A 23,618-nucleotide genomic window follows, 5' to 3' on the forward strand; every position below is an offset into this window, starting at 1 on the left:
TATGGACAGGACGAGCCGTTTAGCACCGAAAAAAAAGGAAAAACCGGGGTTATCTATCTCCCCGGTTTTACTGACGCTATCCATTCTGCTATTGCTTTTTTCCCCTGATCAATACAATCTGGTACACCTACTCCACTGTATGACGCACCTGCCACGATAACACCAGGGAGTTTTTCTTTTAATTGATTGTTCACATCTTGCACCCAAGCCTGATGTCCCACAACATATGGAATGGCATTTTGCAAGCGTGATACGTTATAAAAATCCGGCTCTGCTCGAATCGTCATGATCTTGCGCAGATCGCGGAGGACAACCTCCAGAATTTCCTCGTCCGTCTGCTCCATGAAGGATTGCTCTCCTGCTCTCCCCACAAAGCTACGCAGCAAGGCTTTGTTTTTCGGCGTCGTATGCGGCCATTTGCGATGCGCCCACGTACACGCCGTAATTTTTGCGCCAGAATTCCGCGGTACAATAAATCCTGTCCCTTCCATCCCTAAATCAATGGCTGACTCTGGAAACGCCATCGCGATGGTTGCCACCATATGCGGCTTCGCTTGTGGCAGGGTAGGCACTTGTACATACGGACGGAACAATGGCTCTACCACAGCATGTGGTACGGTAAACAGCACCGTATCCGTCTCAAGCGTTTCTCCATTTTTCAATACCAAGGTGTACTTCCCGTCTGGCCGTTTCACCAGTTCTTTGACACCGGTATTCTTCGAGATGACTTCTTCAGGCAAGCTCTTCTCGATTGCCTCAACTAAAGACTGCAAGCCGTTTTTCAACGTCAGGAAGATGCCTTTTGGCTTTCCCTGCGTTTTTGCTTGCGGGCGCGAATGCTTCATCGCTACAATCAAGCTGCGATGCTGCTCTTCCATTTTAGCGAATTGAGGAAAACTCGCAAGCAAGCTGAGATTGTCGAGATCCCCAGAGTAGACACCGGACAATAAGGGCGCTATAAGATTATCAATAACTTCATTACCTAGCCTACGCCGAAAAAAGTCACCCACAGAGATATCGCCGTCTCCTTTTGAGGCAGGAAGAACGAGATCCAAAGCAGCTCGAAGCTTGCCCGGCCAAGAAATGAGATCGGTCGTGACAAAAGGCATGACCTTTGTCGGTACACCCATGACCGCTCCTTCTGGTATAGCCTTTAGGCGATCCTGATGCCAAATATAAGCTTGGCCTGTACTGTTGCGAACGAGATCATCCCCAAGCCCCAAGTCTATAGCCAGCTCAGCCGCGCTTATTTTCCGCTCGAGAAACGAATCGGGACCTTGTTCAATGACAAATCCTTCGTGACGCCATGTCTTGATTTTCCCACCAAGTCGTCCCTGCTCTTCAAGCAGTCGAAAACGGATGGGCAAGCCTTTTGCTTCGATTTCCTTTTGTAAGTAAAAAGCAGCGGCCAACCCTGTTATGCCGCCGCCTATAATTGTAATATGATAGGTATTATCGCTCATATGATCGATCCCCTAATTCGCCAGCTTCTTTCCGACTGCATCAGCCAGACAGGAAATGAACGCAGGTCTGGCGTTAGGCATCGCTGGACGATAGTAATGTACCCCTAGCTCATCTGTGACCGCTTTGCATTCCACATCATTATCAAACAGAACTTCCAAATGCTCCGCAACAAATCCGACCGGACAGTAAACAAATGCTTGGTAGCCTTTTGCTTCGTACAGCTCTCTGGTCAAATCCTGTACATCTGGTCCCAACCACGGATCAGGTGTATTTCCTGCGCTTTGCCATCCGATTGCATAGGAAGTGACCCCTGCTTGCTCGGCAATGAGCTTTGCTGTCTCTTCCAGTTGCATTGGGTACGGATCACCTGACTTCAAGATTTTTTCCGGCAGGCTGTGAGCGGAGAAGATCACGACTGCTTGTCCACGCTCTTCATCCGTCATCGCAGCAAACGTCGCTTGAATAGCATCTGCCCAATATCCGATGAAGCCTGGCTCCAGATACCAGCTCTCAATGCTGTGGATGACAGGTCCGCCAATTGCAGCGGAATGCTCTTGTGCTCGTCCATTGTATTCTTTGACGCTGTAGCTGGAATAATGAGGCGCCAGAACAAGACTGATCGCTTCCGTAATTCCATCGCGTTTCATTTGCTCTACTGCGTCTTCGACAAACGGAGCGATATGCTTCAAACCAAGGTACCCAACAAATTCACGGTCTGGGTAGCGTTTGTTCATTTCCTGCTCGAGCGCGCGCACTTGCTCATCCGTAATGTCTGCAAATCGATTCAATCCATCTACAGCCTCGTAACGCGCCATTAAATCATCGAGCAGTTCTTGTGGTGGCTTACGACCACGGCGAATGTGCGTATAGTATGGTTCAATCTGTTCAGGACTGCGTGGCGTTCCATACGCCATTAACAAGAGTCCGATCTTCAGCTTTGACATGTAAGCGCCCCTCCTGATTAGATGTCCCTTTTGTAACGATGGATGAACTTCGTGAGCTGTTGCAGCGTTTCTACTTTAGCGTCCGGGAATACACCGTGCCCCAGATTGAAAATGAAGCCTGGCTGTTTTGTGCCTTCATCCAAAATTTCCTTCGCCTTTGCTTCGAGTTTCTCCCACGGGGCCAGTAGCAGTGTTGGGTCCAAATTGCCTTGCAGCGTCTTCGTCACACCCATTTCACGAGCAGTTGTAATCGAAGTACGCCAGTCCAGACCAACCACATCAACAGGCAAGCGGTTCCAATCCATCAAAAGATGACCAGCGCCGATACCAAAATAGATCGTTGGCACACCAGTATCTTTTAGTGCGTTGAAGATACGGGTCATGACCGGTGTAATGTACTCGCGGTAATCTTCGTCATTCAATGCACCGACCCATGAATCAAATACTTGAACAGCTTGCGCACCTGCTTTAATTTGCGCTTTGAGGTAGGTAATCGTCATATCACCCAATTTTTCCATCAGCGCCTGCCAAGCAGCTGGCTCGGTATACATGAATGCTTTGGTCTTATGATAGTGCTTGGAAGGGCCGCCTTCGATCAAATAGCTAGCCAGTGTAAACGGTGCACCCGCGAAACCGATCAATGGAACAGATAATTGCTGACGCAAGATCTTAATGGATTCAAGTATGTACGGCACATGTGTTTCTGGATCGAGCTCAAGCAGACGCTCAACATCCTTCAAGGATTCGATTGGGTTTGCGATTACAGGACCAATCCCCGATTCGATATTCACATCTACGCCAATCGGTTTTAGTGGCGTCATGATGTCTGCAAACAAGATTGCAGCGTCAACACCCAGTTGCTCAACGGGCAGACGTGTCACTTCCGCACAAACTTCCGGTATGTAATTCATTTCAAAAAAGCTATGCTTCGCGCGGATGGCACGGTATTCTGGCTGATAACGCCCTGCCTGACGCATGTACCAAACCGGAACATGCTCTGTCGCTTCACCGCGACATGCTTTCAAAAACGTATCGTTAAAAGTTTTTGCGGTCATGAATAAACCTCGCTTTGCACAATTATGTTTCCTTCAATATGATACCATTCGTCATTCGACAAGGAATGTCTCTTTTGTGTCAAAATCTTTTCGTTTCTTCCGTTTCCAATCCTATCCATCAGTGTTTCCAAACTTCTCCTATTGAATGCGAACGTCCCCAGTAGAACTTCGTACAGTCATTTTGGGTCCACCTGATCCAATCGATGCCTTCACTCTGTATTCCTCGTCTTTTTCATAGGTAAGGTTCGACCAGGTGGTTTCGATGGAACCTGTATCTGTCGTAACTTCCAGCTGTGCTGCAGTAGGCTCCTTGGCTACTGTCACTCGAATATCCCCCGTATCCGTTCGAATGGAAACGTCATGGGTCAGCTCTGGCATTGTCAGTTTATCAATCTCGCCAGTAGAGCTATCAATGGCAACGGCCGAGCGAACATTCGCCAGATTGATATCTCCTGTAGCTGTCTGGACGTCAAGCGCTTCTCCTTCATAACCCGACACGTTCACATCTCCATTGGCGGTGGTGATTTTCGTGTTCTTTGCACGCAGCATTCCACTCTTGATATCCCCTGTCATCGTTTCAAGCTGGACCTTTTCGTACACCTTTTCTGGCAGGAAGAGCTCCAGCTTTACCTTCCCATTGCGAGGATAAAACATATTGACGTGAGGGCGTTCACGCAGTTCTACGAGCAGCGTACCATCTGGTGAGATTACACTCCGAAACTCCAATCGCTCCTGTTGTTGTTCGGATACTTCCCCGACCATCCGTACGCTTGCTTTTGGTTGCTTACTTGCCATGATTTCCACATCAGACGCTTCCGTCAGCACCTCAATCGCTTTGACCTCTTGTTCGATCACGTGCTCTTCATTCACTTGTTTTAACGAAAAGGAGAAATTTTCTTGCTTCGTAAAGAGCCAGATGATTCCACATACACCGATGATGAATAAAAGAAGACTTATGCCAAAGAGTCTTTTCCCTAAGTTTCGCATCTTATTTCCCCCTGATCATCTTCACGTTGAACTGGAGATAACGCAAGAACTGGCGATACAGCCATTTTGTCAATCGCAGCAAGCCGATGGCAAGCATACCGCCCAAGCCTACGGAAACCATGCTGGAGAACAACAAGAAAAGTCGCTCTTGAGAGGGAGCAGGAATCCCGTAATCCAGGAATATTCCGACTGGCGCGACCAACAGCGCCGCAGTCATCGCATACAATCCCATCAGTATGCCGATCAGGCCAAGAAATGGCCCCAAAACAAAGACGAGATTGAAAAATCCCAAGCTGATCGTCGCGACAATCGCTCTCGTCATATTCCCTACCGATGCGGTGGACTGAGCTTGATCAATTCGGTAGCCAGCCAAAAGCTCGCGTGCCACTAGCTTCGGACTTCCCAATCCTTCCGCAATTTCGTGCTCCGTCTTCCCTTGATTCATACCCGAGAGAAAATGCTCTGTATAATCGGCAAGGATGTCTAAGCGTTCTTTATCGGGCAAAGCGCTAAGCAATGCATTTAACTCATCCATAAACTCACGCCTTGTCATATCCGAGTCCCTCCTCTATGATCTCATTTACCCCGCGGTTAAATATTCGCCACTCCAAGATAAGGTCATTCATGTATTGACGTCCACGATTTGTCAGCTGGTAATATTTCCGTGGGGGTCCCTCTTGTGATTCCGCCAAATAGGTCGTAAAAAATCCTTCCTGGGTCAATCGGCGAAGTAAGGGGTAAACCGTTCCTTCAGAGATATGGAATTTTTCCGAGATGCTCGCGACCAGCTCGTAGCCGTATCTGTCCTGCTTAGCTGTCAAGACGAGAACACACAGCTCCAGAACCCCTTTTTTAAACTGTACGTTCATCAACATCACCCATGTAAAAGCTTACCAAATAGCTACTCTATATTGCAAGGTACTTCATAATAAAAGACGGACAGGGAGGTTTTTCTCCACCCCTGTCCGGCCAAACCTTATTTTTTTACTTCAACAATGCGGTCTTCTACTTTTGGATTCACAGTTTTACGCTTGACCAGACCTTCCTCCACAATGCTGTACATGGACAAGCCTGTGTTGAAGAATGGCTTTTTCAACGATTCGTAACCATCTCCACCTGCTGCCAGGAAGTCGATCGTTGCCAATTTATACGTTTTCGTCAGGTCAAGCGGTTTGTCGCCAACTTTTACTTCTACTACGCGCTCGCCAGCTGGCTTGGATGGGTTGTACGTGAAGCTCATACCGCTCACTTGCGGGAAGCGTCCTGCACCCTCTTCTACCTTGCTCACGCCGTTTTCGAGGGCTTGCTTCAGCTCTTCGCCTGTTACTTCTACGACTGCCAGTGTATTGTTCTCGAATGGCAGGAGCGTGTACAGACCTTTTTTCGTGATATCGCCTGCTGGCAGCTGTGTACGGATTCCACCGCCGTTCGCCAGTGCTACATCTGCCTCATAGCCTTTGATGGACTTCGTGCGCTCCAGCATGATATCTGTGATCAGGTTACCAACGTTTGTTTCTTTCGTACGTACCAGTGCACGGTCACCATCGAGTGGCACTTCGGATTTCGCAATGACAACATTCATGACCGTATCGATCTTGCTCACGATTTCTTTAACCATCTTATCTACATCTGGATCAGCCACAACTGCTTCATCGTACTCTTTCAAACCGCCGCTGAATGCTACCAGTTCTTTTCCGAGGTAGTAGAGGTCAGCGCGTCCGAGCGACTTGCCGTACTCCCAGTCTTGTACGATGTACGTGCCGTTTACGAGTTCAGGTTCTTTCAGCGGAGTATGGGAGTGGCCACCAACGATCAGGTCAATGCCAGGAACGTTTTTCGCGATTTCACGGTCTACGTTCACGCCGATATGGGAAACAACAATCACGTGATCTGCTTCTTTTTTCAGCTCAGGTACAAGTGCTTTTGCCACTTCCACTGGGTTTTTGAATGTCAGCCCTTTTACGTTGTCAGGGTGAGTCAATACAGGTGTGTCTTCCGCTACGAAACCAACAAAGGCGAATTTCTTCCCGCCAATCTCTGCTTTGAAAACAGGTGGCAGCAGTTCTTTTCCATCTGACTTGAATACGTTAGCAGAGATAACTGGATGCTCGAGCATGTCACGCAGCTTGAGCAATTGCTCATAACCGAAGTCAAACTCGTGGTTACCGGCAGCCATTACGTTGTAGTCAAGGCTGTTGAGGATCGGAACAACAGATTCGCCTTTGAATTGGTTCACGAAAACGGTACCTTGGAAGGTATCACCAGCGTCCAAGAGCAAGAAGTTTTCGTTCTCTGCACGCCATTCCTTGAGCAAGGTTGCGATTTTAGCAAAGCCGAATTCTTTTTGGTTCTTGTCTTCTTGAATATGACCGTGTGTATCGTTGGTATGGGCAATCGTTACGTGTGTGGTAGCCGCATCACCCAATGCTTGGAAAAATTCACCGCGCGTAACAGTCGCCTTGTTGTCGAGCTTCACTTTGTAGCCCAGTTTGTCAGCCATTTGTGTAAGCTTCGCAGCTGTTACCGCTTGCGCATGGTTTTTATAGTCGTCTTGTGAGAGAGCACCTTTGCTCTTTGCCCAGTCGAAGTAAGGAGTAGACCAGTGAGCACCTTTAGTGGCAGCTCCCACTTTTGCCTCTTTCAATTTGGAGAAAACAACAGTAGCTTCTGCGAGAGTCACAGCACGATCTAAAGCAAGATCGCCATTTTGACCCGCTGATACAATTGCCTTTTTCACCATCCAGTCAACGTGTTGTACGGGATGCAAGGGTGCTGCAAATGCTGAGGAAGACATCAGCGATGCAAATACGATAGATGCAAACGCCGTCATCGTAATCCGACGTGCCTTTTTCATGATAATTTCCCCTCTCGTCTATGTATAAATAAATAGGATAACGTTTTCATTATAGCAAATTCTGCTAGGACGATGGTGTGATATTTGTTTAGTTTCTGTTTAGAAAGCTCTTGAAGGCTTCCGCCATTTTCTCTGGCGATTCAACCATGCCCATATGCCCAGCATCAGGCAACAGCACTTGTTTGACGTTATTTTTATCTACTGTAAAAGTTTTTTCAGCAGGAATGATCTGGTCCTCTGTTCCTGCGACTAATAGTACAGGTAATGTCGTTTCTTGCAGCACATGATTGCGATCCACTCGATCACGCATAGCGATTAATGTTTGGACGGCTCCAACCGGGCTCGTTGCAAAGCCAATTTCTTTTGCCAGCTGGACTTCTTCTCTCATCGTGTCGATATGCGAAGGTGCGAACAGCTTCGGTACGAGGGCTTTGATAAACGGCTCCATTCCATTTTGGCGGATGTTGTCTGCGCCTTTATCCCGATTGGCTTTGGCAGCGTCGTCATCCGGATAAGGCGTCGAATGGACCAAACCAAAGCTCGCCAGCTTGTCCGCGTATTGATTTGCAAATGCCAAGGTCACATAGCCACCGAGTGAATGTCCAAACAGATGAATCTTCGTTAAACCAAGCTCCTCTACAAGCAAAGCCAGATCGTCTGCAAAGCGCTCGATCGAATACGGCTCATCAGGCGCCGAGCTGTCTCCATGACCACGCAGATCGATTGCAATGACACGATACGTTTTAGACAGGAGCGGCACGAGCTTATGCCAGTAAGCTGAGCTCCCGCAAAAACCGTGGATCAAAACAAGCGATTCCCCCGTTCCTTCTTCTACATAGGCTATTTTGATGCCGTTACTTAGTTGGACTTCCTTTTTCATCGATCATACTCCTTTATTGTTTGTTTACTTCTTGTCAAGAAGTGCTACTGACCCTTAGGATTGGAAAATAACCCTTGTTCCAAAGAACATGAAAGAGGTGCAGCTAGTAGATGGTATACCCAAAAACAGGTTCCGTGATCGTCAGAGACGGCAGAGAAATGACGTACACGCACATTCAGGCAAATCAGACGCCATCTCGCTCCGTCTGTTTTTTCTTTCCCGGAGCCAGCTATTCGTTCGACAGGCCGTATCTGTATTATTCTACCATGCTTTTTTTAAACAAACAGATCGATCTGGTCCATGTACATGCAAATTACGGACGAGAAAATACGGATTTGTGGAATCGCTCATTCGGTGAGCGAAGTGCTTGGATCAGCGAGGAGATGCAAACCGTTGTTTCACGTGCGCTGGATGTTCACGAGTATGAACGAGTTTTCTTCCTCGGGAAGTCACTCGGTACGGTGCCGATAACATGCGGATTGCTCAAGGAATCTCGTTTTGCCCGTTCATCGGCTATCCTGTTGACTCCATTGCTGACTGAGGATGTGTTCCATACGGAATTGCTGAATCTTACCCAACAGGTATTTCTCGTCTCAGGCACTGCCGACCATTACTACAACCAGGGTGTGGTTGATCAGCTTGCCACATCCAAACCGAACATCCAGCTCCATCTCCCGCAAAACGCCAAGCACTCCCTCGATGTTGATCTCTACGTCGATGATTCCCTTCAAGTGCTTCAGTCTGTCATGGGTGAACTGGCACGCTTCTTGGACAAGCAAATGGATTGACATCAAAAACAACACCTCTTGCTCGTGCAATGCAGGTGTTGTTTTCTTGTTTTTTACCGAAGCGGAATAAAAATTTCATAGGCATTGTCGACCCGAGCAGACTCATGCACAGTTGGAAGGTACCGCTGGTCGTAGCGCTCCATGCGAAGAGCTTGGTCGTCCACTTGATGTCCATTCTCGTTGAGCCAGCCAAACAGACTGTGGTATGTGTTTTGAACCTGTTCCATCGGTCCTGTGTGAGTAAAACGAGCGTATTTCTTCGCTGGGATGGTGAACCCCACCATGCCCTCAGGGATATGCTCAAAACGCTCTACCTCTACCACAATGTACTCGGTATACATTTGGTACGTCCGATTCTCGTCGCTGATGTCGTAACGTATATCTGGTGAAACCACGAGAGGAATCTCATCCTGACGCTTCAAAAAAGTCTCCCATAGTTTGGGCATGTATTCGACAAGCATCGGAAAAGAACCGGAGAAGCTAAGCCCAATCAGATGTTTTTGCGGTACGTGAACAATCGTCCCTTCCATCTCTCTCCACCTCATTCATCGGCATTTTCCTTCGTATTTTGACAGGAGATAGAAAAATCCTGCTCAAAGTCAAAAAAAGCACCTCCCGCATCAGCAAGGAAGTGCTTTCTTCTTTTCATTCTTTATTCAAACGCTTTTTTCATCGCTTGGTAGCTTGCTTCAATCGTCCGTTCGATATCTTCATCCGTATGAGCCAAAGAAACGAACATACCCTCAAACTGGGATGGCGGGATCATGACGCCTTCCTCCAGCAGATAGCTAAAGTATGTCGAGAAACGCTCCAGATCGGATGTTTTCGCTGTTTCATAGTTGATCACCGGCGTCTCTGTGAAGAACAGGCAAACCATGGAGCCTACGCGATTGAGCGTGTGCGGAATGCCCAGCTTCTTGGCATTGTCAGCCAAGCCTTCAGCCAAACGGGCGGACATCTTCTCCAAGCGCTCGTAAGCGCCTGGTTTGCTGAGCTCTTGCAACGTAGTCAAACCAGCAGCCATCGCCAAAGGATTTCCTGACAGCGTCCCTGCCTGATAGATTGGCCCTGCAGGAGCCACTTGTTGCATGATCTCCCGTTTGCCGCCGTATGCACCTACTGGCAATCCACCGCCGATGACTTTCCCCATCGTTGTCAAATCCGGAGTAATGCCGTACAGCTCTTGTGCACCGCCCAATGCTACACGGAAGCCAGTCATGACTTCATCGAAAATGAGCAGTGTCCCATGTTTCTCCGTAATTTCACGAAGCCCTTCGAGGAAGCCTGGCTGTGGAGGAACAACCCCCATGTTGCCGCCGATTGGCTCCACAATAACTGCTGCCAGATCATCCCCAAACGCTTCAAATGCCAGTTTGACGCTTTCCAGATCATTGTAAGGAACCGTAATCGTGTTGTGTGCTGTTCCTTCTGGTACGCCTGGGCTGTCTGGAAGTCCTAATGTAGCCACACCGGAACCAGCTTTGATCAACAGGCTATCGGCATGACCGTGGTAGCAGCCTTCGAACTTCATGATTTTGTTGCGTCGGGTATAGCCCCGCGCGAGGCGCAGAGCGCTCATCGTCGCCTCTGTACCGGAGTTCACCATGCGCACGACTTCGACAGATGGCACGATCTCACAAACGAGCTTTGCCATTTCTGTTTCCCGCTCAGTCGGTGCACCAAAGCTGGTTCCAAGCGCAGCTACTTCCGTAATCGCTGCAAGGACACGCGGATGCGCATGACCCAAGATCAATGGACCCCACGAGCCGATGTAGTCAATGTAGCTGTTTCCATCTACATCAAAAATGCGGGAGCCTTCTCCTTTTGCGATGTAAACAGGATTGCCTCCCACGCTCTTAAACGCACGAACCGGACTGTTTACTCCGCCTGGTATGTAATGCTGTGCTTCTGCAAATAACTGAGTAGATTTTTCTCTATTCATCTCGTGCTCACCTCGCCAGCCATTTTGCAACATCTTTTGCATGGTACGTAATGATCATATCTGCACCTGCGCGTTTGAAGCCAACCAATGTTTCCATAACGATACGCTCTTCATCGATCCAGCCATTCAAAGCTGCCGCTTTTACCATGGAATACTCGGCACTCACATTGTAAGCCACGATCGGCAGGTTGAAGTTCTCACGCAGACGAAGAACCATGTCCATGAAGGCAAGACCTGGCTTGACGATCAAGAAGTCCGCGCCTTCTTTTACATCGGAAGCTGCCTCGCGTAGACCTTCACGTGCATTGGCCGCGTCCATCTGGTAGCTTTTGCGATCTCCGAATTGTGGAGTGGAGCCTGCCGCATCGCGGAACGGCCCGTAGAAGGCAGAAGCGTATTTCACCGCATAGGACATGATCGGAATGTGCTCAAAACCAGCCTCGTCCAAAGCTTCACGGATTGCAATCACGAAACCGTCCATCATGTTGGAAGGTGCAATAATATCTGCTCCAGCTTTTGCTTGGGAAACGGCAGTCTGACCCAAAAGCTTCAAGGTTTCATCATTCACAACTTCACCTTCGTGAATGACACCACAGTGACCATGATCGGTGTATTCACACAGGCATGTATCGGCAATCACGATCATTTCCGGATGGGCTTCCTTGATCAGACGCATCGCCTGCTGGGTAATCGCATCATCATTGTACGCCTCTGTTCCGCATGCGTCTTTATGTGTTGGTACCCCAAACATCAGAACAGCTTGAATTCCCAGAGCTACGATTTCTTTCATCTCTTCGGCCAGTTTGTCCAAAGAGAGCTGATATACGCCTGGCATGGACGGAATCTCGTTCTTAATACCGGTTCCTTCCACTACGAACAACGGATAAATCAAGTCTTCCACCCGTACGTGGTTCTCCCGCACCAGATTGCGCATAGCCGCGCTTTTGCGAAGACGGCGATGACGGTCAAATGTTTGTGCCATGTCGATTCCCTCCCAGATTCTCTATGATAGCTGCTAGTAATCCTTCCACGGTGTACTCACTTGCTACTGCATGAACAGAAAGCCCGTTTTGCTTTGCTGTATCTGCCGTTATTGGTCCGATACAGGCTGTCTGAACGTGCTTGAGCGAGTCTAACGATGCATAGGGCTCCATCGCCGCCATGAAATGCGTCACCGTTGAAGAGCTGGTAAACAAGATGATATCAATGAGACCTTGCTGTAGTTTTTCCGCTGCTTCTGGAGCGTGCTCTGCATCAATGACAGTGTGATACACGTCTACCTCTGTCACAGCAAGCCCCAAGCGAGCCAACTCCTTTGGCAATGTCTTGCGCGCAATATCTGCACGAGGCAGCAGAACGCGCTGACCAGGAAGCAACTGATCATACAAGCTCGACAGCAAGCCCTCCGCGACGTAATCAGAGGGGATGACAGCTACTTCGAGCCCGTGATGCTCAAGCGCCTTGGCCGTCTTCGGACCGACCGCAGCAATTTTGCCAGTGAACGCTTCAAGGCCTACCCCGACCTCGCGCATGCGCTCCACGAAAAAGCCCACACCATTCACACTCGTGAAGACCACCCAGTCGTATGCTGGCAACTGGGTGATGGCTTCGTCGAGCTTGGCAGTGTCCGTCGGCGGCATCATTTTTAGCAGGGGAAATGCGTATGCTTCTCCACCCAACCGCTCGATCTGTTCAACGAGCTCGCGAACTTGACTTCTTGCCCGGGTGACCATGATGCACTTGCCAGTCAGCGGCTTGTGCGATCCGTGGACAATCATTGCTCATTCTCCCGCAATACTTCCGCAAGTACGTCTCCCGCTCCTTGCGCCAGAAGTGCTTCTGCTACTTGAATGCCCAGCGCTAACGGATCCTGGCCAGTCGCCGTGTTTTTGAACATTTGCTTCCCATCTGGGGAGCCAACCATTCCTGTCAACGTAATTTCATCGTTCTCACCAATTGTCGCATATGCGCCAATCGGCACCTGACAGCCCCCTTGGAGCTTGTGCAGGAAGCTGCGCTCTGCCGTTACCGCCAAACGCGTCGGTGCGTCATCAAACTGCTTCAAGAGAGCGAGTGTCTCCTCATCGTCTGCTCGGCATTCGATGGCAAGCGCGCCTTGACCGACTGCTGGCAAGCTGATTTCAACAGGCAGGAACTGCGAGATTTCCCCTTCAAAGTTCACGCGCTCAAGTCCAGCCGCAGCAAGGATGATCGCATCAAAATTTCCTTCCGCAAGCTTACGCATGCGCGTATCAATATTTCCACGCAAAGATTCGATCTGAATATCAGGGCGATATGCGAGAATTTGTGCAGAACGGCGCAAGCTACTGGTCCCTACCAAAGCTCCTTGCGGTAATTCATCCAACGTCTTGCCGTCCTTGGAAAGCAGGACATCTCTGGGATCAACTCGCTTCGGAATCGCGCCGATTACCAAGCCCTCTGGCAATTCAGCAGGCATATCCTTCAAGCTGTGTACCGCAAAATCGGTTTCCTTATCGAACAAGGATTGCTCGATTTCTTTGACAAACAATCCTTTTCCGCCAACTTTGGACAAGGTCACATCGAGGATTCGATCGCCTTTCGTCACGATTTCATGCAATTCAAAATCAGCCTCAGGTGCGAACCCCTTCAGTTTATCAACGACCCAATTCGTTTGAGTGAGCGCCAATTTACTGCGACGCGTTCCCACTTTCCATTTTCCCATGACAGCCTCCTTGATGAACAGCTCCTACCACCAGTCGTGAAATGTAGAAGTAGTGAAGCCTAAAAAATTGATAAGCAGTAACAAAAACGCCACGACGTTCCACTGCGCGAGTCTGCGCATCTGCATCGTATCCCGATAGCGCTGGTACAGCCACAGCGAATAAATCGCAACGACCAGCACGGAGAGCACTACTTTTGAATCTAGCAGAAATTTCTCCGGCAAAACCATTTTACCCCAAATGATCCCTAATACAATCGAAAGCAAGAGCATTGGTACACCCAGCATGTTCATTCGGTACGCGTAGCCTTCCAATTGATCGAGGCTAGGCAAACGCCTGAGCAACGGTGACCACCGTCTTCCCTTGAGCATTTTGTGCTGGAGCAAGTACATGGCCGAGAAGATCATCGAGAGCGAGAACGCCCCGTAGCTGAACATGGCCAGTGTCACATGCGTCAGCAATAGCTCAGAGGTCAAAATGCTCGATACAGCCTCAATCGGCGTTTCTGGTAAAAACATTGACATGACGAGCACGACAAACCCGATAATGTTGGTAAAAAAAACCAGCAAATCAATCCGAAAAAAATAGTGAATGGCAAGCGACAGGCCTACCAGCACCCATGAATAAAAAAAGAGCGTCTCAAACAGCGTAATGACTGGAAAATACCCCTTCATGACTGCTTGCGAGACAAAAAATGCGGTTTGCAAGGCCCAAACGACAACAAGCAACCCGAAAGCCAGACGATTGACTTTCCGGTTGCTTTGCAAGAAGTCGTTAAAATAGAAGAGAACACTTGCAGCGTAGAGAAAGATCGTCAAGTCGTAGATCCATCTCACCTCGGCCATGCACTCTCTCCCCCACTTTCCCAATCGGTTTCTAACAGTAGCAGATAGATTGATTGTCAGGTCAGCTTAGTCAGGGAACCGGGAAACCAATACTTGCTCCCGAGAAGAAGATGTCTGTTTATTTTTATCGTTAGCCCAGATTGCTTCCTGTTCTTTTCGCTCCAGGATCTCCTCCAACGCAAACATTTTCTCGAAAATATTCAGTACTTCTTCCCCATCTTTGGTAGCTGCCATTTCTTTTAAACGCACGACCGGATCGTGCAACAGTTGATTGACAATGCCCTTGGTTGTCTTGCGGATGATGTGCATCTCCCGCTCAGACAGGCTCGGCAGCTTGTTTTCGATTTTTCGCATCGCTTCGCTTTGGATCGTGTTTGCCTTGTCACGCAGTGCAGCGATCAATGGCGCCACGCCAAGCGTCTGGTACCAGGTCGTGAAAGCCACGATCTCTTCTTGAATCATGACATCCAGACGTTCCGCTTCACGAGAACGTTCCGCAACGTTACTCGCAACGATGCCTTCCAGATCGTCAATATCATATAAAAATACGTTATCGAGATCATGCAAGTCAGGATTTAGATCGCGAGGAACTGCGATATCCACCATGAACAACGGACGATGCTTTCGTTGTTTCATGATCGGAGCCAGTTCTTTTTTGCCAAGAACATAACCTGTCGCTCCGGTCGAGCTGATGACGATGTCTGCTGTGAGCAGTGCCTCAGGCAGCTGCTCCATCGTACAGGAGTCACCCTTGAACTTCTCTGCCAAAAGCTGCGCTCGCTCCAATGTACGATTCGCAACCATGACGCGTTCCGATCCATTTGCGTGCAGATGCTTGGCGGTCAGCTCGCTCATTTTGCCCGCTCCGACGATCAGGACAGACTTCCCTGCAAAGGAACCGAAGATCTTTTTCCCCAGTTCGACAGCAGCGTAGCTGACAGAAACCGCATTTTGTCCAATCGCTGTCTCTGTATGGGCACGCTTGGCAAACGTAATCGCTTGCTTGAATAAGGTGTTGAAGACAGTCCCTGTCGTTTGATGCTCCTGCCCCAACAGAAACGCATCCCGGACTTGTCCGAGGATTTGTGTTTCTCCCATTACCATCGAATCAAGACCGGAAGAGACGCGGAACAAGTGCTCGATTGCCTGTTCGTTCTCTTTTATATAGAGATGATCCTTAAATTGTTCTTTCTCCACGCCGAACCATTCAGCCAAAAAACGGCGGGTATAGTCTCGGCCTATATTTGCCTGGTCGCAAACGACGTAAATTTCCGTCCGGTTGCACGTCCCCAGGATGATACATTCTGCGATACTCTTCGTCTGGGAGAGTAGATGAAGAGCGCGTGCTGTCCCATCGTCGCTGAATGTAAACTTTTCGCGAATTTCGACAGGAGCTGTTTTATAGTTTAAACCCAGCAAAAGAATATCCATAATGTCCTCCCAGAATAACAAACCTGTTAGCGGCATATGTAAAATGCACTATTATTATATCATTATGTCCCGAATCGGATAGGAGTAATTGTGAAAAGTTTTTTAACGGAGCGCACTTTGCGTATATCCTATATAATCCGCTTGCGTTCCTTCCGGGAATCCCTTATGATTTCGCCTATACATGAAAACCGAAGAAAAATTGTGAAAATGTCAGAAAGGAGAGGAAAGAAGCTTTGAGAAAACCTTGGATGGCAGACATAACGCTGCTCCTCGTCGCAGTTATCTGGGGAACTACGTTTTTGATCGTACAGCAGGCAATCGCATCGCTGCCTCCCAATACGTTTAACGCTGTTCGTTTTACCATTGCTGCGTTATTTTTATTGATCATCTATTTCATCCGCAATCGTCATCGTAGGCAGACCCACGAATGGAGAGGGCCACTGCTTCGTGCAGGCGTCATCCTCGGCTTTTGGCTCTGTCTGGGATACGCCTTACAGACCGTAGGACTATTGTATACTTCGCCTTCCAAAGCTGGCTTTATCACTGGATTAGCCGTCGTATTGGTGCCGCTCTTCTCGTTTTTGCTCTTACGTGAGCGCGTCAAGCCTTTCGCTATCTTCGGTGTGATTCTGGCAGCATTCGGCTTGTATTTGCTGACGCAGAACCAGTCATTCTCCTTTAATCTCGGTGATGCCTTAATCTTCGTCGCTGCCATCTGCTTCGCCATGCAAATCGTCTTTACAGGTAAATACGCACCTCGCTTTGCAGCATTGCCCCTTGCCATCACACAATTAGCCACGGTAGGAGTCATGAGCTGGCTGTACGCCTTTTTCTTTGAGGATTGGAGTCGTGCTTTTGATCCGGCGATTTTGTTCATACCCGAGGTGGCCTTTGGTTTGATCGTCACTTCTATTTTCGCCACGGCACTGGCCTTTCTCGCGCAGACGGCCTTGCAAAAGCAAACCAGCTCGACGCGGGTCGCTCTCATTTTCGCTTTGGAGCCCGTATTTGCTGCAGTCACCTCCTACGTCTTTATTCATGAAATATTGAGTGGAAGACAGTTAACCGGATGTCTCCTGATTTTCACCGGCATGATTCTCGCTGAGCTGCCGATTCAAGAATGGGTGCGGAATTTCCGTCAGAGAAAGCCAAATGACGGTCGTGAATCCGCCTGATGCGAAAAGCAAAAAAGTTCCTTCTCCCCTGCGGGATTAGGAACTTTTTTTATGAGCTCTTCTTAACCTCTTGCATGACGGCATCCACAAAAAGCTGCATAACGGGTCCACACACTTCTTGCGGGTACCGCTCCGTTCGTTTGAGCCACTGTTTAAGGCGGAGCAAGTGATAGGCTGCTTGTGGAAGTCGCCCTCTTGTCCCATGATCGATGAGAGCGACAGCCGACAGACCGACTTTAGTCCACAGCTGGAACTTCTCCACCCACGGCCTCGTTTCTACTGCAAGCTTCTCATTCGCCATTCCTGCCAACAGCTTGTTTGCCGCCGCCTCCATCTTCTGAAAAAGAGCCGTCAAGTCCGCAATGGCCTTTTGTCGATCTCCTTCCAGGAAATGAAAGCGGAAGGTCAGGATCGCTTCTAGCAATCGCGGCGATTCCACCTCGCATAAAAACGAGCTTTGCACGTTATTCGCAAAGGTGAAGAAAGCATCCGCATCCTTTTGTCCCGCTACTTCCTCGACCGCTTGTTTCCATACCGTATCAGGATCGTAACCGATCGGATCTCGCAAATAGGCTGCCGTCGTAATCAAAGGAATCTTCGAGCATTCTGGTCTAGACATCGCATTCGCCACATAGCCTGCTGCGTATTGCCACAGGTCAGGGTCACGGTGACGCAATGGACCGATATGTAGTTCGTTCGCCATGGCCAAATCATTCACCGGGTAGTTGTCCCAATAAAATGGCTGATGACCGGTGTACTCTTGAAAGCGAATCGCATCACCGTCCGTCAGGTAAGGCGAGCAGACGAATCGTCCCGTCCAGAACAAATCGATTTCTGGCGGCAAATGCTTGCCGAGGTACATGATATACGCTTCTTTTCCTATCCCGTTGTATTGTGTAGGACAAACAACGAGCTTGACTGGATCGCCCCAGTTGCGTATCAAATCCCACACAAAAAGCGTCGTATGGGCATGCGCCTCTGCCAAATGGGCAAACTCGGCTACATCTTTCTCATGCAACAGGTGCATGGGGATATCATCGAACAATAGCGCAAAATAACGCACACCGCGATCATACAAATCCCGATACTTCTTACCTAACAGCTCCAAGTGCTGACGATTCGTATATTCCATGCTAAGTCCGGGACCCAGACAATAAATAAACTGCATGTTGTGAGTCCTTGCCCGCTGGATCAGCTCATCTAACTGTTGATTGGCTTTCACAGGAAGCGGCTCCATCCAGCGTTCCCTCAGATACTCGTCATCTTTGGGAGCGTAGAAATACGCGTTGTAATCATATCGGTGTAAAAAGTCGATCATATCCAGCCGCTCTTCATGTGTCCAAGGTGTTCCATAGAAGCCTTCGATCACACCACGTACAGCAAAGCAAGCACTCCCGCTCACTTAGATGCTCCCTTCCCCACGACGAATTGGGTCTAAGAATTACTCACTGGCTGGAGCAATCTCTTCTGCCCTGGCAGCCGTCTCCTTGGCCATTTCCTCACCAGCACGGATACGACGCATGATTTCTGCCCACAATTCATCCTTGCCTTGGCCTGTCTCCGAGGAAAATACAATGATCGTATCATCCCCGCGCAAATTCAGGCTTTGACGGATGATCTTTGTATGCTGTAGCCAACGCCCGCGAGCAATTTTATCACCTTTCGTCGCTACGACTACGGTAGGGAGCCCGATTTGCTTGCACCAATCGTACATCGCAATATCGTCTTTACTCGGAGCATGGCGAATATCGACCAGTTGAATAATGAAGCGAAGCTCATTCCGGTTTTTCAAATAACCCTCGATCATTTTTCCCCATTGTTCCTTGATCGTCTTCGCTACCTTTGCATATCCATAGCCCGGGAAGTCAACGAAGTAGAGCATTTGATTGACACGGAAATAATTCAATGTCTGGGTTTTACCCGGACGAGAACTAATCCGGGCAAGCCCTTTGCGGTTCATCATTTTATTGAGCAAGGATGATTTTCCTACGTTAGAGCGTCCTACCAGCGCGATCTCATGGAGACCATCTGTCGGATACTGCTTCGGTCCAACCGCACTGATAATAAACTCTGATGATGTTACTTTCATGCTTTGTCACCTACTGGCTGTTTAGTTAGCGCGTGACGCAGCACTTCATCTAAATGGTCAACTGGATAGAATGTCAGTTCACCGCGTACGCTCTCCGGGATATCCTCGATATCCTTCTCGTTGTCTTTTGGCAAAATGATCGTGGTTAAACCTGCACGGTGAGCGGACATGCACTTTTCTTTCAGCCCGCCAATTGGCAGTACCCGACCTCTCAATGTAATCTCCCCGGTCATCCCCACCTCTTTTTTCACAGGGATTTTCGTGAGAGCGGATACGAGTGCGGTTGCCATCGTAATCCCAGCAGACGGACCGTCTTTTGGAATTGCCCCTTCCGGAAAGTGGATGTGGATGTCGTTCTTCTCATGGAAAGCAGGGTCGATTCCCCACTGTTCCGCACGGGAGCGAATATAGCTGAATGCAGCCTGCGCAGATTCCTTCATGACGTCACCCAGTTTCCCTGTCAGGGTGAGCTTTCCTTTTCCAGGCAAAATGCTGACTTCTACATTCAGCGTATCTCCGCCTGCTTGTGTCCAAGCCAGACCCGTAACGGAGCCGACTTGATCTTTTATCTCCGCCAGACCATAGCGGTAGCGCGGTTTGCCAAGCAGCGTCTCCAACGTCTTGACGGTAACCACAACACGCTTTTTCTCACCGCCCACAATCAGCTTGGCAGCTTTGCGGCATACGTTTGCTGCTTCGCGATTGAGGTTGCGAACTCCCGCTTCCCGCGTGTACAAACGAACGAGCTTCAGCATCGCATCATCGTTCATCTTCAGCTTATCTTTGCCCAGACCGTGATCCTGCATTTGCTTCGGTAAGAGGTAATCACGCAAAATGTTCAGCTTTTCCAGTTCGGTATAGCTGGAAATCGAGATGACCTCCATCCGGTCCAAGAGCGGACGCGGAATCGTATCGAGACTGTTTGCGGTCGTAATAAACATGACGTTCGTCAAATCATAGGTCTCTTCGATATAGTGATCACTGAATTTATCATTTTGGTTTGGATCTAGCACTTCAAGTAGGGCAGACGCTGGGTCTCCACGGAAATCGGACGCGAGCTTGTCGATTTCATCCAGCAAAAAGACAGGATTAACCGTGCCGGCTTGCTTCATTCCTTGGATGATTCTTCCTGGGAGAGCTCCTACATACGTACGTCGATGACCGCGAATTTCTGCTTCATCACGCACTCCCCCCAAGGAAATGCGAACAAATTCACGCCCGATTGCACGCGCTACAGAACGGGCCAGAGATGTTTTTCCGACACCCGGTGGACCAACCAGACAAAGAATCGGTCCACGCATGGAGTTTACCAGCTTTTGTACTGCCAAATACTCCAAGACGCGCTCTTTTGGTTTATCCAAGCCATAATGATCTTCATCGAGTACTTGCTGTGCATGATGAATATCCAGATTGTCTTCTGTCGTCTTCGTCCACGGCAGCGCAAACAAGGTATCGATATACGTGCGGATAACCGAGCCTTCCGCAGAAGTCGCCGGCATCTTTTCCAGACGTTCGAGCTCCTTCTCGATCTTCGTCTTGATCCGTTCTGGAGCGTCCGATTTTTCGAGCTGAGCACGTAGCTCATCTACTTCACCTTGTCGTCCGTCCTTGTCACCCAGCTCTTTTTGGATAGCTTTCATTTGCTCACGCAGGTAGTATTCCTTTTGCGTGCGCTCCATCTGTTTTTTCACGCGGTTGCCGATCTTGCGTTCTAGCTCAAGTACCTCGCGCTCGTTGTTCAAAATGGTCAAAAGAATTTCGAGACGTTCCTTAATGTTGGTCGTCTCCAAAATTTCTTGTTTGTCCTTCATCTTGAGCGGCAAATGGGAAGCAATCACATCGGCCAAACGTCCTGGTTCCTCAATGTCCTGCACAGAGGTCAATGTCTCTGGGGAAACCTTTTTGGACAGCTTGATGTACTGCTCAAAGTGGCCCAGCAAGGAACGCATTAAAGCTTCCACTTCGTTTTTCTCTGTTTTTTCATCTTGCAAATATGTAATCGACACGACGAAATAATCTTCCTGTTGAAGATACTCTTCGATCTTCGCGCGTTGCAAGCCTTCTACCAATACACGGATTGTCCCATTCGGCAGCTTCAGCATTTGTTTCACACGCGCAACAGTACCAATACTGTAGATTTGCTCAGCATCTGGTTCTTCTATGTGGACCTCTTCCTGTGTCGCAAGCAAAATCTTGTTATCGTCTACCATGGCTTGCTCCAATGCGCGGATGGACTTTTCCCGTCCAACGTCCAAATGGAGTACCATTGTCGGATAAACAAGCAATCCTCGCAACGGGAGAAGCGGTAATTCTCGTTTACCGGAACGTTCGCCCAAGCGGATGCACCTCTCCTTGTTGATCTACCCTCTTACAAAGAGCCTTATAACAGACAAAAACGGCCCTCAAAGCCGTTTTTTAAACGCCCACCCGGCCCCAAAAAACGAGACAAAAAAGATCATACACAATCATTTTTTGTGGAGCTCGTTTCAGGCCGGGCAAGGCCTCTGGCTCTTTGCAAGCAGAAGCTTTTTTCCATTGTAGCGCAAACACAATCCGATGTCTAATTTGCGAGCATACCCGACTGTTACAGGGATAGCGGAGAGGAAGCGAGATCCTCTGCTGGGATTTGCAAAGTAAATCCCGTTGCCTCTTCTTCTTGCATGGTAGCTTGCGGTACAGCTAGCTCGATTACCTCAGTGACAGTGGACACTGGTATGATTTCGATCCCTTTCATGTCGGCAAAAATGCTTTGCCAGTTTTCCTGTGGAATGAGGACTCTGGTCGCTCCCGCTTGTTTGGCGGCTTCCACCTTTGCCACTACACCCCCAACTGGCTTTACCTTCCCATGTATACTCACTTCGCCAGTCATCGCCAGTAAATTATCGACAGGCTGATTCAAAATCGCTGAGTAGATCGCAGTGGCAATGGTAATGCCAGCAGAAGGCCCATCGACAGGGATGCCTCCCGGAAAATTGATATGCAGATCATAATCATACGGACGGACGCCCATTCTGCTTAATACAGTCAAAACGTTTTCGATCGAGCCTTTTGCCATCGACTTTCGGCGAATCGTCCGGCTGCGGCTGCCCATTTCCTCTTCCTCAGCCATTCCAGTCATCGCCATTCGACCTTGACCAGGAACAGCTGCGGGTGAAGCAGTCACTTCAAGCTCCATCACACTGCCCATGTTCGGACCGTAGACAGCAAGACCGTTGACTAAACCAACCTGCGGTGTATCATGCACCTGTTTTTCGGGGCGAGGCGATTTTTGACTGCTGTGCATTACCCACTCCACATCAGCAGCCTGGATGTCTTGGCGTTCTTCCGTCAGGGCAATTCCCGCGGCGATTTGCAAGGTATTGATCGCTTCACGTCCATTGGTCGCGTAGCGCTCGATCACTGAAACTGCGCTGTCTTCTATATTCATATTCATTTTAGGCACGGCCGTACGCACGATACACCCTATTTCCCCAGCCTTTAATGGACGGAAAAAGATTTCCAGACAACGGGAACGAAGCGCAGCAGGCAGTTCTTCAGGCAGCCTCGTCGTCGCTCCAACCAGTCGAAAGTCGGCGGGCAAACCGTATTTGAAAACGTCATGAATATGCGAAGGAATTTGGTTGTTTTCCTCGCTGTAGTAAGCACTCTCCAGCATGACTTTGCGGTCTTCGAGAACCTTTAGTAACTTATTCATCTGAATAGGATGAAGTTCCCCAATTTCATCAAGAAAAAGCATGCCACCGTGCGCTTTTGTCACAGCGCCTGGCTTTGGCTGCGGAATTCCTGCCTGCCCAAGCGAGCCTGCTCCTTGATAAATTGGATCATGTACGGAGCCAATTAACGGGTCAGCAATCCCACGCTCATCAAAACGCGCAATCGTCGCATCGATTTCAATAAACTTGGCATCTGAAGAAAACGGCGATAGCTGATTTTTCTTCGCTTCTTCGAGTACGACCCTAGCCGCTGCGGTCTTGCCTACACCTGGTGGTCCATAAATAATGACATGCTGCGGGTTGGGACCACACAAAGCGGCACGCAACGCACGAAGTCCATCTTCTTGTCCTACAATCTCTTCCAAAGTCGCTGGTCTTGTTCTCTCTGACAGAGGTTCTGTCAACGCAACCATTCTCATTTTACGAATAGAATCAAGATCCTTGCGCGATTCCTTTTCGGTTGAGGTTTTCGTGTTTCTCTGCGCTCGCAGCAAGTTCCAAAAGTAGGTGCCGATCACGATACCAACAACCACTTCAATGACAGCAATGACCAATGTCGTATAGTCCATATGCAGTCCCTCCCATGCGTCTTCGCTTGCGGTCAACTTTTGTCCTCCGAAGAGAGAGGAGCACGTTCATGACCGTTTTGTGCATATGTAAAGCTTCTCTTGAACGATATCAAGTAGTATTGCCCCGCAAGCGTAGACGTAAACCACCAACAAAAAAACCACCTCGCTGATAACGAGATG

21 protein-coding genes are annotated in these 23,618 nt (G+C 49.0%); 2 read left to right on the forward strand and 19 right to left on the reverse strand.

Translation table 11 applies throughout. From position 1 onward, the window contains the following. Window positions 1-53: 53 nt before the first annotated feature. From hemY to HPY31_RS25375, 8 genes are all read right to left on the reverse strand, one after another. Entirely contained in the window at window positions 54-1,463 is a 1,410-nt protein-coding gene (gene hemY / locus HPY31_RS25340; protein ID WP_172142930.1) for a protoporphyrinogen oxidase, read from the reverse strand. 12 nt (window positions 1,464-1,475) lie between these two features. Continuing rightward, window positions 1,476-2,408 (reverse strand): ferrochelatase, encoded by a 933-nt coding sequence (hemH, locus tag HPY31_RS25345; protein ID WP_172142931.1) that lies wholly within the window; start codon window positions 2,406-2,408, stop codon window positions 1,476-1,478. 17 nt (window positions 2,409-2,425) lie between these two features. Beyond that, a complete protein-coding gene (hemE, locus tag HPY31_RS25350) occupies window positions 2,426-3,463 on the reverse strand; it encodes a uroporphyrinogen decarboxylase (protein ID WP_172142932.1) in 1,038 nt (345 codons plus the stop codon). Between the two features lie 138 nt (window positions 3,464-3,601). After that, the gene (locus HPY31_RS25355) at window positions 3,602-4,450 is read right to left on the reverse strand and encodes a DUF4097 family beta strand repeat-containing protein (RefSeq protein WP_172142933.1); all 849 of its coding nucleotides are present in this window, start codon (window positions 4,448-4,450) and stop codon (window positions 3,602-3,604) included. A 1-nt stretch (window position 4,451) separates the two neighbouring features. Next, window positions 4,452-5,003 carry an HAAS signaling domain-containing protein gene (locus HPY31_RS25360; protein ID WP_012685532.1) on the reverse strand — a complete coding sequence of 184 codons (552 nt, stop codon included), beginning with the start codon at window positions 5,001-5,003 and terminating at the stop codon, window positions 4,452-4,454. Continuing rightward, window positions 4,990-5,319 carry a PadR family transcriptional regulator gene (locus HPY31_RS25365; protein WP_012685531.1) on the reverse strand — a complete coding sequence of 110 codons (330 nt, stop codon included), beginning with the start codon at window positions 5,317-5,319 and terminating at the stop codon, window positions 4,990-4,992. Before HPY31_RS25365 ends, HPY31_RS25360 begins: the two co-directional genes overlap by 14 nt. 107 nt (window positions 5,320-5,426) lie before the next feature. Beyond that, window positions 5,427-7,304, reverse strand: coding sequence for a bifunctional metallophosphatase/5'-nucleotidase (locus tag HPY31_RS25370; protein WP_172142934.1), 1,878 nt, complete (start codon window positions 7,302-7,304; stop codon window positions 5,427-5,429). Between the two features lie 88 nt (window positions 7,305-7,392). Next, entirely contained in the window at window positions 7,393-8,184 is a 792-nt protein-coding gene (locus tag HPY31_RS25375) for an alpha/beta fold hydrolase (protein WP_172142935.1), read from the reverse strand. A gap of 110 nt (window positions 8,185-8,294) precedes the next feature. Here HPY31_RS25375 and HPY31_RS25380 point away from each other — a divergent pair, with 110 nt between their 5' ends. Beyond that, window positions 8,295-8,972, forward strand: a complete 678-nt coding sequence (locus HPY31_RS25380; protein ID WP_172142936.1) for an alpha/beta family hydrolase — start codon at window positions 8,295-8,297, stop codon at window positions 8,970-8,972. 53 nt (window positions 8,973-9,025) lie between these two features. Here HPY31_RS25380 and HPY31_RS25385 read toward each other — a convergent pair whose 3' ends face one another. The 7 genes from HPY31_RS25385 to hemA all read right to left on the reverse strand — a co-directional run bounded on the left by HPY31_RS25385 (window position 9,026) and on the right by hemA (window position 15,892). Next, complete coding sequence (locus HPY31_RS25385; protein WP_172142937.1) at window positions 9,026-9,502, reverse strand: GyrI-like domain-containing protein; 477 nt, start codon at window positions 9,500-9,502, stop codon at window positions 9,026-9,028. A 122-nt stretch (window positions 9,503-9,624) separates the two neighbouring features. After that, the gene (hemL, locus tag HPY31_RS25390; protein WP_172142938.1) at window positions 9,625-10,914 is read right to left on the reverse strand and encodes a glutamate-1-semialdehyde 2,1-aminomutase; all 1,290 of its coding nucleotides are present in this window, start codon (window positions 10,912-10,914) and stop codon (window positions 9,625-9,627) included. A 7-nt stretch (window positions 10,915-10,921) separates the two neighbouring features. Beyond that, window positions 10,922-11,896 (reverse strand): porphobilinogen synthase, encoded by a 975-nt coding sequence (gene hemB / locus HPY31_RS25395; RefSeq protein WP_016739164.1) that lies wholly within the window; start codon window positions 11,894-11,896, stop codon window positions 10,922-10,924. After that, window positions 11,880-12,692, reverse strand: coding sequence for a uroporphyrinogen-III synthase (locus tag HPY31_RS25400; RefSeq protein WP_172142939.1), 813 nt, complete (start codon window positions 12,690-12,692; stop codon window positions 11,880-11,882). Before HPY31_RS25400 ends, hemB begins: the two co-directional genes overlap by 17 nt. Continuing rightward, complete coding sequence (hemC, locus tag HPY31_RS25405; protein ID WP_172142940.1) at window positions 12,689-13,618, reverse strand: hydroxymethylbilane synthase; 930 nt, start codon at window positions 13,616-13,618, stop codon at window positions 12,689-12,691. The genes HPY31_RS25400 and hemC overlap by 4 nt, the downstream gene beginning before the upstream one ends. 24 nt (window positions 13,619-13,642) lie before the next feature. Then, window positions 13,643-14,461, reverse strand: coding sequence for a cytochrome C assembly family protein (locus tag HPY31_RS25410; protein ID WP_012685522.1), 819 nt, complete (start codon window positions 14,459-14,461; stop codon window positions 13,643-13,645). A gap of 66 nt (window positions 14,462-14,527) precedes the next feature. Next, window positions 14,528-15,892, reverse strand: coding sequence for a glutamyl-tRNA reductase (hemA, locus tag HPY31_RS25415; RefSeq protein WP_172142941.1), 1,365 nt, complete (start codon window positions 15,890-15,892; stop codon window positions 14,528-14,530). Window positions 15,893-16,125: 233 nt separating this feature from the next. Here hemA and HPY31_RS25420 point away from each other — a divergent pair, with 233 nt between their 5' ends. Then, entirely contained in the window at window positions 16,126-17,067 is a 942-nt protein-coding gene (locus tag HPY31_RS25420) for a DMT family transporter (protein WP_305793577.1), read from the forward strand. A gap of 49 nt (window positions 17,068-17,116) precedes the next feature. Here the strand turns inward: HPY31_RS25420 and HPY31_RS25425 are convergent, their stop codons facing one another. From HPY31_RS25425 to lonB, 4 genes are all read right to left on the reverse strand, one after another. After that, window positions 17,117-18,469, reverse strand: coding sequence for a protein O-GlcNAcase (locus HPY31_RS25425; protein ID WP_172142943.1), 1,353 nt, complete (start codon window positions 18,467-18,469; stop codon window positions 17,117-17,119). Between the two features lie 39 nt (window positions 18,470-18,508). Further along, window positions 18,509-19,156: a ribosome biogenesis GTP-binding protein YihA/YsxC gene (gene yihA, locus HPY31_RS25430; RefSeq protein ID WP_016739159.1), complete on the reverse strand. Its 648-nt coding sequence runs from the start codon at window positions 19,154-19,156 to the stop codon at window positions 18,509-18,511. Continuing rightward, window positions 19,153-21,492, reverse strand: a complete 2,340-nt coding sequence (lon, locus tag HPY31_RS25435; protein WP_016739158.1) for an endopeptidase La — start codon at window positions 21,490-21,492, stop codon at window positions 19,153-19,155. The genes yihA and lon overlap by 4 nt, the downstream gene beginning before the upstream one ends. 248 nt (window positions 21,493-21,740) lie before the next feature. Further along, entirely contained in the window at window positions 21,741-23,438 is a 1,698-nt protein-coding gene (gene lonB, locus HPY31_RS25440; RefSeq protein WP_172142944.1) for an ATP-dependent protease LonB, read from the reverse strand. Window positions 23,439-23,618: the final 180 nt, after the last annotated feature.

This window comes from Brevibacillus sp. HB1.3 (genome assembly GCF_013186635.1).
GTDB classification, from domain to species: domain Bacteria; phylum Bacillota; class Bacilli; order Brevibacillales; family Brevibacillaceae; genus Brevibacillus; species Brevibacillus brevis_D.

Coding starts and splice junctions, on each gene's coding strand:
- hemY (WP_172142930.1), bottom strand. CDS start 1,463: ATGAGCGATAATACCTATCATATTACAATTATAGGCGGCGGCATAACA.
- hemH (WP_172142931.1), bottom strand. CDS start 2,408: ATGTCAAAGCTGAAGATCGGACTCTTGTTAATGGCGTATGGAACGCCA.
- hemE (WP_172142932.1), bottom strand. CDS start 3,463: ATGACCGCAAAAACTTTTAACGATACGTTTTTGAAAGCATGTCGCGGT.
- HPY31_RS25355 (WP_172142933.1), bottom strand. CDS start 4,450: ATGCGAAACTTAGGGAAAAGACTCTTTGGCATAAGTCTTCTTTTATTC.
- HPY31_RS25360 (WP_012685532.1), bottom strand. CDS start 5,003: ATGACAAGGCGTGAGTTTATGGATGAGTTAAATGCATTGCTTAGCGCT.
- HPY31_RS25365 (WP_012685531.1), bottom strand. CDS start 5,319: ATGAACGTACAGTTTAAAAAAGGGGTTCTGGAGCTGTGTGTTCTCGTC.
- HPY31_RS25370 (WP_172142934.1), bottom strand. CDS start 7,304: ATGAAAAAGGCACGTCGGATTACGATGACGGCGTTTGCATCTATCGTA.
- HPY31_RS25375 (WP_172142935.1), bottom strand. CDS start 8,184: ATGAAAAAGGAAGTCCAACTAAGTAACGGCATCAAAATAGCCTATGTA.
- HPY31_RS25380 (WP_172142936.1), top strand. CDS start 8,295: ATGGTATACCCAAAAACAGGTTCCGTGATCGTCAGAGACGGCAGAGAA.
- HPY31_RS25385 (WP_172142937.1), bottom strand. CDS start 9,502: ATGGAAGGGACGATTGTTCACGTACCGCAAAAACATCTGATTGGGCTT.
- hemL (WP_172142938.1), bottom strand. CDS start 10,914: ATGAATAGAGAAAAATCTACTCAGTTATTTGCAGAAGCACAGCATTAC.
- hemB (WP_016739164.1), bottom strand. CDS start 11,896: ATGGCACAAACATTTGACCGTCATCGCCGTCTTCGCAAAAGCGCGGCT.
- HPY31_RS25400 (WP_172142939.1), bottom strand. CDS start 12,692: ATGATTGTCCACGGATCGCACAAGCCGCTGACTGGCAAGTGCATCATG.
- hemC (WP_172142940.1), bottom strand. CDS start 13,618: ATGGGAAAATGGAAAGTGGGAACGCGTCGCAGTAAATTGGCGCTCACT.
- HPY31_RS25410 (WP_012685522.1), bottom strand. CDS start 14,461: ATGGCCGAGGTGAGATGGATCTACGACTTGACGATCTTTCTCTACGCT.
- hemA (WP_172142941.1), bottom strand. CDS start 15,892: ATGGATATTCTTTTGCTGGGTTTAAACTATAAAACAGCTCCTGTCGAA.
- yihA (WP_016739159.1), bottom strand. CDS start 19,156: ATGAAAGTAACATCATCAGAGTTTATTATCAGTGCGGTTGGACCGAAG.
- lonB (WP_172142944.1), bottom strand. CDS start 23,438: ATGGACTATACGACATTGGTCATTGCTGTCATTGAAGTGGTTGTTGGT.